Source organism: Gloeothece verrucosa PCC 7822, from assembly GCF_000147335.1.
Classification (GTDB): Bacteria; Cyanobacteriota; Cyanobacteriia; order Cyanobacteriales; family Microcystaceae; genus Gloeothece; species Gloeothece verrucosa.
The window spans coordinates 3,796,893-3,810,827 of the sequence record NC_014501.1 but is presented as its reverse complement, the minus strand read 5'-3'; the positions used below and the strand labels follow the sequence as shown (position 1 = coordinate 3,810,827).

The window sequence follows — 13,935 nt, the reverse complement described above, 5'->3', positions numbered from 1 at the left end:
TAGGAGTATGTCACAATACAACCATTACTCTTAGACAGCAATGGTCAATGTCTAACAAAGCAACCCCCTGTCTCAGCCTTGCAGTCGCTCGTTTAATCCAGGCAGGACCCGACAATTTTGCTATTTGGGTTCTACAATCTCCATTACCAGGAGGCTACGTTCATTATGATTGTATTTGGACTGAAACCTTAACTCGTCAGTGGTTAACTTGGCAGGAAATGTTTTCACTGCAATACGAGCCTCATATTCCGGTATTTCATACGGCTGAACTCCCGAATCAATCCTCGATTGTTTTTTCCAATACTGAAGAAGGAGGTTATGGGGGTCAACAGATGCAACAGTTAGGGATTAGTCTTTGGCAATGGCTATTTGATGGGCCAATTCGTCAAAGTCTCGCTCAAAGCCGGGGAGTGGCCTTTGGCAAAAATCAGTCGTTGCGAGTACGTTTAGACATTCGAGACCCGAATTTGATTCCTCTACCTTGGGAAATCATGCAACCGGAAATAGGAACTCAGGCGATTTCCTTGAGTCCTCAAATCCTCTTTAGTCGAACGACAACCAATGTAGAACCTTTAGCACCTCAATTGAATCAGGAGAGTTTAAATATCCTGTTGGTATTAGGAGAAGAACTCAATACACCGACTTTATCGGCAGGAACCGGACTTACCCCCTCTTATCTTTCTACGCAACCCGAGATTACCCTCAACAGCAGTTCTCCTCGTTTAGAGTTAGAAGAAGAAGCCAACGCGCTGATAAAAGTTATCGCCCAAAGCTCTCAAGTTAATGGTTTAAATTCTGGTGTAACTTCAGTGACGGTTAAAGTTGAGACGCTAATACAACCAACACCGGCTCAACTAACTGAAGCTTTAGATAACGGAAATTATAATGTATTTTTTTATGCGGGTCACGGAATGCCCGGACTTGATGGCGGCTTATTATTTTTACGCGCTAATGCGGTGATGAATGGGACAGAGTTAGCCCAAGCATTGGTTCGCAATCGCATCACTTTAGCCTTGTTTAATGCTTGTTGGGGGGCACAACCAGCCCAGCAAGGACAGAGGGCCATTGAACGTAGTAGCCTAGCTGAAGTGCTAATTCATCATGGGGTGCCGGCTGTGTTGGGGATGCGAGATGCGATCGCTGATCAGGAAGCCCTGAGTTTTATTCAAGCTTTTACTAAAGCCTTGACTCAAAGAATGTCTATCGATCAAGCCGTTAGAGTCGCCAGACAACAATTATTAACTGTCTATAAGTTTAATCAGCCGGCTTGGACATTACCCATTCTTTATATGCACCCAGAATTTGATGGAAAACTTTTGATCAAGATTGATGAAGGGATTACAGAATTACCCGTTACTCAAATTGATCTGACTCAAGAAACTTTCCCTATTGCTTATTTACGTTTGCTCAATAGAAAAGAACGAGTCAATCAGATTTATGGCGGGTTAATGAGAGTGGGAAGACATCAAGAAAATGATTTGGTGATTAAAGAACGGTGGGTCAGTCAGCGACACGCAGAAATAATTTGTCGTGAACTTAATTCTGGTTCTGGACATCAATATACTTATTATTTGAGAGATTTTTCTCGCTTTGGTACTTTTATTTATGATTTAAATAGTTGGCAGAGAGTTCATCATCAAGAGATTCCTTTAAGTTCAGGTGTTCAACTCAAATTTGGCAGTCTTAATGGCCAGATTTTTGAGTTTATTATTGAGTCTTTTAGTTATTCCGAGCCGCCAAAGGTTGATGAGTAACGGGTAATTTCTCCAGCCTACATCAAATTCCTGTAAGAAAATCGGGGCTCTCTTGTTTGCGCCGCGACTATTTATATGTTTTTTTTATAATTTTGCCTTAATTCTCTAAAGATTATTGATATTAATTTCTGTAAGATGGTAATAAAAGCTACAAACAAATGTCAAAATATAATTATAGGAAACTCATCCGTAAAATAGTCGCTGTTGAGTTGGGCAGCCGCTTAAGCCAGCCTACAGATGAATATTAAGAATTTTAAAGGAGACACTTATGGATTTATCCTTATCTGATGTTGAAATTCTCAGTTTAGTTGACTTACTAAAAACCCATACAGAATTATTCACTCAAGCGGATAAACACTCGCTAATTGCTTTAATCAATACTCTTCCTGATGATAAAGAAGCTATTTCTAATAATATTATTCTCTGGTATGAAGAACGTCCTATTATTGAAGAGGCTATGTTTGAAAAATTATCTTCAGATGAAGGGTTTAGTGGGGCACTGGGGGAGCAGAATACTCCTCTGACTCCTGAAGAATACAAGCAAACTATTAAAGATGCTATTTCTCTATAGCGTTTTTCAGTCTAGTGAGGTACAAAGTTCTAGGTTTTAGGGAACACCCGAACACCCGAACAGGCAACAGGAAATTAAATTCAAGATGTACCTCATTAATGTGAGAAAGGCTAGATAAATAAGTCTTTCCTTTTAAGGGGTGGATGATTTAGAATTTTGAGGCAAAAAATTCAGAGAATCATCCCATGAACGAATATGTAAATCCCTTTGAGGATAAGGAATCTCTATTTTAGATTCAGCAAAAGTTTTCCAAATTTTACAGCCAATTTCACTAGCTACAGTTTTACCAATCAAAGGGTCATCAAGCCAAAAACTTATCTCAAAATTTAAACTAGAATCACCAAAATTGACAAAAAAAGCTAAGGGGGGTGGTTCTTGTAGAATTCGCGGATGTTGAGCCGCAATTTGTAATAATAAGTTTATTACTTTTTGAGGGTCACAATCATAACTTGTACTAACCTTTAGGGAACGGCGTACTAAACGATTACTGCCTGTAAAAGTGGTGAAGTCTTGGGTAAAAAAGTTTTGGTTAGGAATAATTTTTTCAGAGTTATCTTTAAAAACTCGTACAGTCGTAGACCGAAAACTCAGCTTTTTTACCTCACTTGATTCGCCACCAATTTCAATAATATCTCCGGGCTTTAAAGTTCCTTCAAATAATAAAACAATGCCACTGATAAAGTTACTAAAAACCTCTTTTAAGCCAAAGCCAATTCCCACAGATAAACCCCCAGTAATAGCAGCAAAAGCAGTGGGATTAAATCCGACATAACCAAAAATAAAAACAATGCCTAAAGCCATCAAAAAATAACGCAGTAAAATTAAAGAAGCTTGCACGGCTCCGGGTTCCATATCGCTGCCAGCCGAAAGGCATTTTAAAAGGAAATGCTGTAAAATATCAACCGTTTTAATCCAGAGATACAAGCCGACGGTACTGATAAAAATTGCTCCTATCGTAATGGGACTCCCAAATAATTTAACAATAACCACTTGAGATAAGGGTTGGGTATCACTAATCAGAGCAATAATTTTTTTGCCAACAAATAAAAAAAATAAAGGAGCAAAAAATTGAGCGCGGTATTGATTAATACGAGGAATCCAAAAAATATTATATAATACCATCAAAAAAACACGATAGAAAAAGTAAACCCACAAAATCTCTAAAGCTGTCTTAAAAATTCCTGCCGTCCAATTTTGCTCAAAAAATAAATATTGAAACAATTTAAGAAAAATTAAACAGAAAACTGAAGTCAGCAAATACCGAATTAATATTAATCCCAAGACTCGAGGATATCGCTTCGCCTTTCGCCAAGTTAAGCGGTTAAGATGAGGAAATTTTTTTTTTATCCGCAACAAAACCCATTGAGAAAACAATTTTGAGCCAAAAATCGATATCGCGATCATCAGCAATTGAATTTGGACAGGAGGACGTTCTAAAAAAATAATCAATTTATCGATCTGGTTGATAAGAAAGCTTAAATCGACTTCATTAGACATAAGCTATTTTACCTCTGCATAATTTTATAAATTCTCATTAAAATAAAATCATAACTTTTCTTGTCGCATTTTCATCTCAGTAGACAGTTGAGAGGCGGCTTCAGTTGAAGAAAGATCGCCGACCATCACCTTTTGATACAGTCGCTCTCCTTGCACAAAAAGTTTTTCAGTCAATTCAATATTATCTAAAGAAATAAACACCGCCGTTTTTGCCTGCTTATTCAACACCGCTTGTATAGGAAACAAACGGTTATTAATGTTGACATTTTTATTCACCGGTATAAATGACGCTTCTAAAGCAATTAATCGTTTTTTCATTTGGTCAGTATTATTGATAAACTGAGCGACTTGCAAAGCGAGTTCTTTTTGACTAGCACTAGAGACGGCGTTAAACACCATAACCCGAGCATAAATAAGAGGGCCGGCACTTTGTTCTCCATCTCCGGGTAAAACCGCTACTCCAAGGCCTTCTCGCCCAAAAATATCAAAATATTGAGTGATCGTCTGAGAATCACAAACTACATAAGCTAAGTTTCCTTGGCTAAAAGCTTCTCTGAGGGCTATTACATTGTCACTAAAAATCATATTCGGCTCGTTTTGAGCTTGTTTAAGCCATTCCATCCACTTAGCCCAGCCGCCACCATCTAGAATAACCCGGTTTTGCTCATCAAACAGTTTGCCACCAAATATTTTTGCTCCCCAAAAAGTAGCGGCAAAATTGGAAAAAATCCCGACAGAATAACCGGTTTTAGCTTGTTGAAGAAGTCCATCTAAAGTTGTCGCCGGAGATTTAACCTTATCTTTGTTATAACAAAGAACCTGAGTCAGAAGACTCGTAGGCAAACCATAAAGTCGGCCTTGATAGCGCACTTGATTAAGAGAAGAAGGAAAATAAGAAGAAACGTCTATATTGGCATCAGTTAAATCCTCGATCACTCCTTCTTGAACTAATTGAGGAATGATCCCATAATTACTAAATAAAATATCGGGACCTAGACCATTTTTAACTTGTTTAATAAATAAATCAGATAACTGTGCTTCTGGGACATATTCACTAACAATCTTGACATTGGGATAAATACGAGTGTAATCATCCAAACTCTGTTGAGCGAGTTCTGCTGTTTTGCCTTCTAGAGAGTACCAAACTAAAATGCGTCCTTCAATCCGTTGTTTTGTCTGAGATTGAGAGGGTATATTAAAAGAAACACAACTACAAGTAATTAATACAACTAAAACAAATCCGATGAATTGACTGTACAAACGCTGCAATTTATTGCCTCCCTTTGCTAATGAAATAATGCTCAAATTCATCCATTACTAGAATTGCACATTAAATCTAACCCTTGACGAATAGCACCGCTCATTTCCCAATCGCTATTAGCACTCAAATCAAAAATAACCGCTTGTGTAGCAGTATTTTTAGAGATAACTTTTCCTTGAGTGTTAACCACAGTTTCTCCCAAAACACCAATAATATTTGTGCCGCAAGTTCCTTGATATTCCACAATGTGAGTATTAGCATTCGAGTCGGCATAAGACAAAGTAAAAGCCACATTTTGCTCTATTCTTTTTTTAAATGTGACGGTATAAGTAATCTCATTGTGAATAAATGTATCGGTTTGAGCTAATGTACTATGGTTGAGTCCACTAGCTAGGCTAACTGCGATCGCAGTGAAGAAACTGATGGAGTGGGTTAAGACTTTCATTGAAAAGAGTAGAAATCGAAAACAACCTAATTTTAAAATATCAATTTGGCAAAGTATTAAAATTTTATCTTAAAAATCTTGCCGTAAAAATAAAATTATACTTTGAACCCAAAATTTAACTCGTCAGATTCAGTGCCCTTAACACAAACCGTAAAACAAACACTGCCGCTAAAATCCACATGGTTAGAGTTATTTCTTGCATTTTTCCTTGAAAAGCTTTAATCAAGGGATAACTAATAAAACCTACTGCCAACCCTTCAGCAATGGAATAACTTAACGGCATAATTAAGATAGTTAAAAAAGAAGGAATAGACTCGCCCGGATCATCCCAACGAATTGAACGCACATTTCCAGCCATCAACACACCAACAATTAACAAAGCCGGCACAGTAGCATAAGAAGGAATGGCAGAAATCAGAGGAATAAAAAAAATAGAAAGCAGAAATAAAATAGCCACCACAACCCCAGTAAACCCAGTTCTACCCCCTTCAGAAATACCTGATGCTGATTCAATATAAGCCACTATGGTTGAAGTTCCCAACAATCCTCCGATGGTCGTTCCTATGGCATCAGCCATCAAAGCAGGGTTAGTTTTCGGTAATTCTCCACTATCATCAATATAGCCGGCTTGTGTTCCTACTCCAGTTAAAGTCCCAATAGTATCAAATAAATCCACAAATAAAAAGACGAAAACTACCGCCAAAAAATCTCCTAAACCTTGCCAATTTAAGTCATAAAAACCGATTAAGGCTTGTCCAAATAAATCTTTAGGAAAGGGAGGAATTTCCATAATAGAGGCAGGAAAGGGAGAAATTTGCAGTATCCATCCTAATGCGGCTGTGGCTAAAATTCCCCAGAGTAAGGCCCCAGTAACGCGACGCGCCACAAAAGCACAACTAATGACTATACCTGCAATTGCCATTAACGTCGTCGGCTGATTAAAGTTAGCAAGGGTAGTAATGGTTACCTCACTTTTAACAATAATACCGCCATTAATTAGGGCAATATAAGCGATAAATAAACCAATTCCTGTAGCAATTGCTTGTTTAAGACAATGAGGGATGGCCCTGACAATTTGGCGGCGAATATCGATAAAAGTCAGTAGTATAAAAATTATTCCTTCTAAAAAAACAGCACTTAAAGCAATTTTCCAGCTAATTTCTAAACCAATAACCACAGAAAACGCAAAAAAGGCATTTAAGCCCATTCCCGGGGCGAGGGCAAAGGGATAATTCGCCAGAAAGGCCATTAAAAGGGTAGCGATAGCCGAAGAAATGGCAGTGGCGATGACTAATTGCCCAAATAAATCTTTAGGTTGTTCAAGATAAATAGCATTGGATAAAATATCAGGATTAACCGCTAAGATATAGGCCATGGTTAAAAAGGTTGTCACACCCGCCAAAATTTCTGTACGGAAATTGGTTTTATTTTCAGAAAACTGAAAAAATTGGGGAATCCAAGTGAATAAACTCTTCATTTTTGCTGAAAAAATTAATGATGCTGATTCAGTTTCTAGTTTAATGGGCTTGTCTCTGTTTTCCAAGCCGCCTAACTTTTGCTTTGGCAGAAGACAGATTTATCTTTGTTCAGGTAGCTGCTGATAAAACTCTTCTAAAGAAACTGCTGATAACACCCCATCGATTAAATTTTCTAACTGTAAAACCTCCAATTGTTCTAAACGAGACTCAATTTCTGGATTGATTTCCCCAAAACGCCCCCTTAATAAACGTAATAACTGTCTGAGAGTACCTTGTTTTATGCCTTGCTGTTGGGCAGTTTCTAGTTGTTGTTGTGCCGCTTCGGCGCGTTGGCGTTCAGTTTCGGCTTGTTGTTTGGCGACTTCCTCGGGTAATAACACTAAATTGCCCTGTGGGTCATAAAACCTTAACCAAGGGGCGGAGTTTCTTTCTATTTCTCCCTCCCAGGTGCCTAGCCATAATTCCAAACATTGACACCATAACCATCCTTGTTCATTGGGGGTAAGTTCTTGATAGCGTTGATGATTATTCAAATGCCATCCCCGCAAAGAATTAGGATCAAAGGGGTCAAAGACAAAGTAATCTGGAGTACGAAAGGTTTGCTCATAAATGGTTTTTTTAAGTCCGGTATCTGCCGCAGCAGTAGAAGGAGACATTAATTCAATAATCACATCAGGATAACGTCCCTCTTCTTCCCAGACAACCCATCCCTGTCTATCTTTTATTCCATCTACATTTAACACCACAAAAAAATCAGGCCCCCGAAAATCCCGATTTCTGGCTTGTTGGCTGCTAAAGTAGATAAACATATTGCCCCCAACAAAATAATCAGTTCTACCGTTCATTACGGTTAACATTGACCGAATGAGGACATTCATCCCGATACGATGGCGGTTACTTTCCAAAGGTTCTCCATCATCAAAAATTAAGTCTGTTGGTGGCATGGGGGGATTCCATTCCACTGCTGAAGATTGTGATAGGATTTCCTGTGCGGCTTCAGTTGACATGGCAGTTATCCCCCAAATTTAGAATAAGTGTATTATATATTTAAATATTACAAGTTATTCTCAAAACCGTATCTGAACAGGGAAGTTATCCGTACTATCGTCTCGACCAAAAAATTGTCAAACTAAAAATAGAGATGATTGAGATGAATGCAAATGAAACCCATAGTTCAAAGTTTTTATAATTGGTATTCACAACAAATTAAACATCCTAAATATCGCTGGTTCATTATTTTAGGAACCCTGCTTTATCTCGTGAGTCCTGTTGATATTTCTTCGGATTTTATTCCTATTGTAGGATGGCTAGATGATGGGGTTGTTCTAACACTATTAACCACTGAGGTATCCCGATTAATTATAGATAATCGCCAACGTCGTCAAGAACTCAAAAACGCATCCCCGTCAGACCCAACCATTGAAGTTAAAGCCACTAAAGCTTAATGGCTATCAAAAATCTAAAAAGGTTGCAGGCAACAAACAGTAAAGACGTTGCCTGTTGCTTGTTTATGGGTGTTTAAAATCTCTTTTGATACTCAAGCATTCCCCGATTATCATCAGAAAAATTACTCGTTCCACGAATCACCATATTATTATTAATTCTATAACGCAATCCGAAATTAGCAGGACGATCTGTGTTCACAATTTTTTGCACAGAAAAAGACAAATTATCGCGCAAATCTACACTCGCCTCAGCCGCAATGCCTATTTGATAATTAGCAATTCTGTCTTTCGGGTTGAGAAGTTGAGTAGGATAAACGCGAAAATCGCTTAAACCGAGTACCTTACTAATGGGGCCTTGAATGGTTCCAAAAACGGCTGAACCGGCTAAATTAGCTAACCCTAACCTCGGGTCTTTTTCCAGTACAGGATTAATAAAATTCCCTCCTAATAGGGCAATAATTTCAGTTTGAGAACGAGGGGGAAGACTGGTTACTTGTAAATTCTTAGTTATTTGACTAGCAAAACCATCCACTTTCGCTTGAACCCGAACCGTTTGCAAACTATCTGAGGGAAAAGCTGTATTATCATTAATCTCAGACGAAAGGGGATTACTACGGACTAAATTTCCTTTTGTCTCTGAAACAACCGCCGTCATCTGTACATCCAGATAAGGATCTAATCCTCGATCAGGCATAAATCGGGCTGTGTTAACTTCTCCACCCACTAAACCAAATTGGGCTGAAAATAAATTCACTTGACCACCTTTAAGTTTAATATCTCCCTCGGGCTGAGGTTGGGCTAAATTTCCGTTAACATGAACATTTCCGGCAGCTAAAATTCGTAACACCGGTGCAAAACTAATCCAAACATTGTCCCCTAAATTCAGTTGTAAATTTTTAAATCCTGTCAGGGTGGCTAATTTATTTGGAGAGGTGGCTTGGTTTTCTTTTTCTGCCATCGCTTCGGCTAACAAAATTTGACCATTAAATAAATTCACTTGGCCCCCTAAATTGGGATTGAGTAAGCTACCGGCTATTTGAAGGGTTCCGTTGACATCTCCTTGATATAACCCTTTTAAATTGAGAGTAAGATTGTTAGCTGTTACTGTTAAAGGTTGCTTGACTGGAATCGGTAAAAGGATAGGTAAAGTGCCCGCCGCCGTGATTTTACCGCCGCTAAACTTGCCGGTTAATTTTTCTACCTGAATTTGATCAAAGTTAAATACAATTTTGCCATTGACTTGAGTTAGAGGAACTTTGGGAAAAATTTGAGCCAATAGACTGGCATTTTCCAGCTTGGCTACACCATTAGCTTGTAATTTACTGGGCCGGCCTCGTTGTTGATCAAACTGACCCTCTACATCTAGATTAATTTCTCCTTTGCCACCTATCCAAGAGACTTGTCCTTGACTGAGAACATTTAAAATGGCAAGTCCATCATTTTGCACCCGAATATTGAGGTTAAGGTCATCACTGCTGGGGGCTACTTTGGCAAAGGGTAACTGATAGGGTAAACTTCCCTTAATATCAATAGGTGCATTTTCTTGATTCGTTAATTGACTTCCTGCCTCAAAGTCTAAACGGCTGTTTTGATAAGTAAATTTTCCTTCGGTTGCTTGCAGAGGAATTTTGTTGACAGTAGCTTGGGCGATGGCTAGTTGTCCTTGTATTTCGGGGTTATCTCGTTTACCTCCTAGCGTCACTTCACCATTGAGTAACCCCTCCACCTCAACACTCGGCGCTACACTGACAAATTGTTTGATTAAATCTAAAGGAACGTTTTGCAGGTGCAATTTGCCGGCTTGAGATTGACTGCCAATGTGACCAGAAAAGGCCACTAGACTATTTTCTAACTGTATACTTACTGGTTCAAGGTTGAGTAAGCCGTTTTGATAATCTCCTTGGACTTGCAACTGTTTAAAATTGTGTTTGCCCCATTGCCACCCTTTACCTAATAGATCAAATTTAGCCGCTACCCCGGTTTTGCTGGAAGCATCTAGGGTCAATTTAGCATCAAATTCGCCTTTTAGTGAGCTTAATTGGGGTAGATGAGGATTATTATTTTGTTCTTGTGCGCTTTTTTCTAAATGTTGGTTAAATTGAGTAAAGTATTTTAATTGTTGGGCTAAGGGGGCATAGGGTAATCCCACTGAATATAAAGAAGAGTTATCCGTCGTTTGTGGGGGTTCGTTCCAGAGATCTTTGGCTTTAGCATAAGTAGGTGCCTTTATACCCCGCCCCAAATCAGACAATTCAAAAATTTGTAAGGTTTCTAAAACCTCCTCAATTTTTCCTCCTGTAACGGCTACTTCTGTATATAAACGAGGTCCGGAGGGGGATTGGGTTACATTGGCGTTAATATTATATGAACTATTATTACGCTTCAATTGCCCTTGGGTCAGGCTAAAATCTCCGTTGTTAATACTGATGTTGCCGCTAAAGTGATCGCCTTGGATGTGCCCCCATCGCGGATTAGCGATCGCTACTTGCTCCCCGTTAAAATTGTGGTTATCGGTATTAAAGGCAAAGTTACCGGATAATTCTCCCCCTAGAGGTTGAGATAAAATCTTTTCGGAAATGGGGACTTTTGCATCTTTGGCTATTTCTGTCAATAATTCCAAAGGAATATTATTAGCACTTATTAATATTTGTTGTTCTCGGTAAGTCCCTTCAACGGCTATCTGATCTAAATTAAGGGCAAAGGAAAGCGGCTGATAATTTTCATTTAAACTCAGTTCAATTTTGTCTCGATCGCCGGCCAGTTGAAGCTTCACCCCACTATCAGGCACTAAGCTAATTGCTCCCTTTAATTCTGGTTCAAAATTTTCATGGGCCATAGAGAGATTATTTAAGCTAATAGCCCCGTCTATATGCGGCTTTTGAGGGGTTCCAGCGATTTTCCCTTCAAAATTTAACCTGCCGCCAATATTCCACTGTTGGGCTTGAGAAAAGCTTGCCGTTAATTGTTTTAGATCAAATCCCTTGGCACTAACATTAAGGTCTAATTTATTAATCGCTGAGAGAGGATTTTTACTAGATAAATCCATTTCTAGGAAGCCCTTGGCGTTGAAATCGGAGGCGGTTGCTTGTAAAATATCCAAGCGTTTTCCACTCCAAGCAACTGTGGTTGTTAAAGCGCGATTAATCAACGATAATCCTTGACTAAAATTAAGGTTTCCTTCTGCTTTGATGGCGGTGGGATTAAGATTATTTATGTTTCCACTAATATTTAATTTCCCCCCCAAAAATCCTTTGAATTGAGGGGAAAAAGAGGCTAATTGAACTTGCTCTGGAGTAATAAGGGATTCAAACTTCCCTCCTTTTATTAGAATATGTTTAGCGGCAATGGTTCCCGCCGATGAAATTAAACTACCATAGCCAGTTCCTTGAATATCTTCTAAACGACTTTCTAAATTCCCCTCAAGACTCAATTGTCCTTGTAATTTGCCGCGTAAGGGAGTAGATAAATTAGGGATAAGATTAGCTAACTGTAGATTATCGGTTTTTAAGGTCGCTTGCCAGAATCCTTGATGAATTTCTAGCTGATTAGCTTTAATTGTGCCGCTAGGCAGGTTAAAATGAGCTTGTCCGCTTCCTTGAATATCGGCTAAGGTACTGTTTAAATCGCCAGTAACCGTAAAGTTACCCCCGAGACGGCCATTCAATTGATGAGGAAGATTGGGAACAAACTGATTAATTTTGAGTCGCTCTACTAATAAATTCGTTTTCCATTCACCCTGTGCTAACCGAATATTATTCGCCTTAACTTGTCCGTCGGCTAAAGATAGATTCGCTTCGCCGGTTGCCACGATCGTTTCAGGAGAAAAAGAATTTTGATTACCCGATAAATTCAATTGTGCATTGACTCGACCATGAGCGATATTTTCGGGTAAATTGATTCCTAAATGGTCTAATGCAATGCCTGATGCTTGTAATTTTCCTTGCCAATTTCCGGCCAGATATTCAATATTATTAACCTTAATAAGTCCTTGACCAAAAGGAATACTAACTGTGCCTCTTCCTTTCCAACTGTTGAGTTGATTTAACTTTCCTGAAACGGTTAATTGTCCTGAAACTTGCCCCACTAATGAAGGCAAGACAGATTGATATAAAGCCGCTATTTCTTTTGAAGGGAGCTTATTAGCATTGACATCAATAGCAAAAGTCGAAGAATTAGGAATAATTGTACCTTTGCCGCTTAATTCTCCGCCTGCCGTTGGGATAGCTTTAAATTGGGTTAAATGAATTTGAGAATTGAAGAGTTGTAAATTGGCTTGGAAAGATTGAAAATTAATTTTATCAATTACAGCCGGTTTGGTCGTGACTAAATTTAAAGAAACTTGGGGGTTATTGAGGGTTCCGTTGACCTGAAACTGGCTTTGAAGTTGGGCTGAAATAGGCAGCGAAGAGGCGGGAATTTTTAAAGTGCTAAGGGCATCTTGAACTTGAAACGGAAGAGTTTTAGCACTGAGGGCATAATTTCCCTTTAAGTTGATCGTCCCATTGGTCACTGCCGCAATTTTGCCGAATTGAGTAGTAACGCCTTCTAACTTAATTTGATGGTCATTAAAACGAAGTAACCCATTAGTTTGAGCAAAAGCTTGGGGAAGTTGAGGAATTTGGGCAGTTACATTGGCTAAAGTAGCAACGCCTTTGAGAGAGGGTAATTGTTTAGGCTTTAAGTGAACTTCTAAGTTACCTCCCACCTCTCCATTTTTTAAATTCAAGGGAAGGGCAATTAAATTTTTCAGGTCTGCGGCTTGAACACTATGACCAAGAACCACTAAATTGATCTCACCGGTGTTAGTTTTAGCAACCCCTGAGAGTTTAGCCTTACCCCCCTTAGCTAATAGTCCAACCCCAACAAAATCAACGATTCTACCTTGATTAGCAAAATTCGTTTTGAGTGAGGGAACAAAAAGCTTAACCGCCGAGTTTAACTGTTTAGTCGCGGATCTCGCCCTTAAAACCACATCAGCATTAATAAACTGTAAGCTTTCTAATTCTACGGCTCCCTCTTGAGAACCGTTAGATTTTATAACATCAAAAGGAGTCATTAACCAAGATCCATTAACCCCTTGTTCTAGATAAATATTAGGGCGAATGGCTTTAACATCTAAAGTTAATTGAGAATGGCTAAAAAATTTCACCGGATTAAAACTAACATCTACTTCAGCCAGAGAAATTTTGGCCGGATCTGTAGGAGTTGGTAAAATTTCACTTTTTCCAAAGCGGACTCCGGTGAGAGAAATTCCCTCTACTGAACCAATTTTAACGGGACGATTGAGAAAATCGCTTAATTCTTTCTCAAGAATTGGAGCTAATTGTTGCTCAATGACAAAACGTCCGTAAACTAACCCTCCAGTAATACTAACTAACAAAACACTGCCTAGCCCTAGCCATAAGCGCCGATCTACCTTAAAATTAAAGGAAAATCGAGGTTTTGACTCAATAGTGATTTTAGAGTGAGAATGATTAAAATAGG

9 protein-coding genes are annotated in these 13,935 nt (G+C 38.8%); 3 read left to right on the top strand and 6 right to left on the bottom strand.

The annotated features are described in order from the left end of the window. The first annotated feature begins 47 nt into the window (after positions 1–47). The gene (locus CYAN7822_RS16790) at positions 48–1,754 is read left to right on the top strand and encodes a CHAT domain-containing protein (protein ID WP_041933801.1); all 1,707 of its coding nucleotides are present in this window, start codon (positions 48–50) and stop codon (positions 1,752–1,754) included. 268 nt (positions 1,755–2,022) lie between these two features. Beyond that, the gene (locus CYAN7822_RS16785; protein WP_013323456.1) at positions 2,023–2,325 is read left to right on the top strand and encodes a hypothetical protein; all 303 of its coding nucleotides are present in this window, start codon (positions 2,023–2,025) and stop codon (positions 2,323–2,325) included. Positions 2,326–2,457: 132 nt separating this feature from the next. On the opposite strand, the gene CYAN7822_RS16780 is transcribed toward CYAN7822_RS16785, so the two are convergent. The 5 genes from CYAN7822_RS16780 to CYAN7822_RS16760 form a co-directional block, all read right to left on the bottom strand. Beyond that, positions 2,458–3,822: a mechanosensitive ion channel family protein gene (locus CYAN7822_RS16780; protein WP_013323455.1), complete on the bottom strand. Its 1,365-nt coding sequence runs from the start codon at positions 3,820–3,822 to the stop codon at positions 2,458–2,460. A gap of 48 nt (positions 3,823–3,870) precedes the next feature. Beyond that, a complete protein-coding gene (locus CYAN7822_RS16775) occupies positions 3,871–5,091 on the bottom strand; it encodes an ABC transporter substrate-binding protein (RefSeq protein WP_157871818.1) in 1,221 nt (406 codons plus the stop codon). A gap of 38 nt (positions 5,092–5,129) precedes the next feature. Beyond that, positions 5,130–5,528 carry a hypothetical protein gene (locus CYAN7822_RS16770; protein ID WP_013323453.1) on the bottom strand — a complete coding sequence of 133 codons (399 nt, stop codon included), beginning with the start codon at positions 5,526–5,528 and terminating at the stop codon, positions 5,130–5,132. A 115-nt stretch (positions 5,529–5,643) separates the two neighbouring features. After that, positions 5,644–7,005 (bottom strand): NCS2 family permease, encoded by a 1,362-nt coding sequence (locus tag CYAN7822_RS16765; protein WP_013323452.1) that lies wholly within the window; start codon positions 7,003–7,005, stop codon positions 5,644–5,646. Between the two features lie 99 nt (positions 7,006–7,104). Then, positions 7,105–8,013, bottom strand: a complete 909-nt coding sequence (locus CYAN7822_RS16760) for a Uma2 family endonuclease (RefSeq protein ID WP_013323451.1) — start codon at positions 8,011–8,013, stop codon at positions 7,105–7,107. Between the two features lie 153 nt (positions 8,014–8,166). On the opposite strand from CYAN7822_RS16760, the gene CYAN7822_RS16755 reads away from it, so the two are divergent. Continuing rightward, a complete protein-coding gene (locus CYAN7822_RS16755) occupies positions 8,167–8,451 on the top strand; it encodes a YkvA family protein (RefSeq protein WP_013323450.1) in 285 nt (94 codons plus the stop codon). A gap of 73 nt (positions 8,452–8,524) precedes the next feature. Here CYAN7822_RS16755 and CYAN7822_RS16750 read toward each other — a convergent pair whose 3' ends face one another. Further along, positions 8,525–13,831, bottom strand: coding sequence for a translocation/assembly module TamB domain-containing protein (locus CYAN7822_RS16750; RefSeq protein ID WP_245602588.1), 5,307 nt, complete (start codon positions 13,829–13,831; stop codon positions 8,525–8,527). Positions 13,832–13,935: the final 104 nt, after the last annotated feature.

Excerpts from the sequence above, each read along its gene's own strand:
- CYAN7822_RS16790 (WP_041933801.1), top strand. The coding sequence starts at position 48 with ATGTCTAACAAAGCAACCCCCTGTCTCAGCCTTGCAGTCGCTCGTTTA.
- CYAN7822_RS16785 (WP_013323456.1), top strand. The coding sequence starts at position 2,023 with ATGGATTTATCCTTATCTGATGTTGAAATTCTCAGTTTAGTTGACTTA.
- CYAN7822_RS16780 (WP_013323455.1), bottom strand. The coding sequence starts at position 3,822 with ATGTCTAATGAAGTCGATTTAAGCTTTCTTATCAACCAGATCGATAAA.
- CYAN7822_RS16770 (WP_013323453.1), bottom strand. The coding sequence starts at position 5,528 with ATGAAAGTCTTAACCCACTCCATCAGTTTCTTCACTGCGATCGCAGTT.
- CYAN7822_RS16765 (WP_013323452.1), bottom strand. The coding sequence starts at position 7,005 with ATGAAGAGTTTATTCACTTGGATTCCCCAATTTTTTCAGTTTTCTGAA.
- CYAN7822_RS16760 (WP_013323451.1), bottom strand. The coding sequence starts at position 8,013 with ATGTCAACTGAAGCCGCACAGGAAATCCTATCACAATCTTCAGCAGTG.
- CYAN7822_RS16755 (WP_013323450.1), top strand. The coding sequence starts at position 8,167 with ATGAAACCCATAGTTCAAAGTTTTTATAATTGGTATTCACAACAAATT.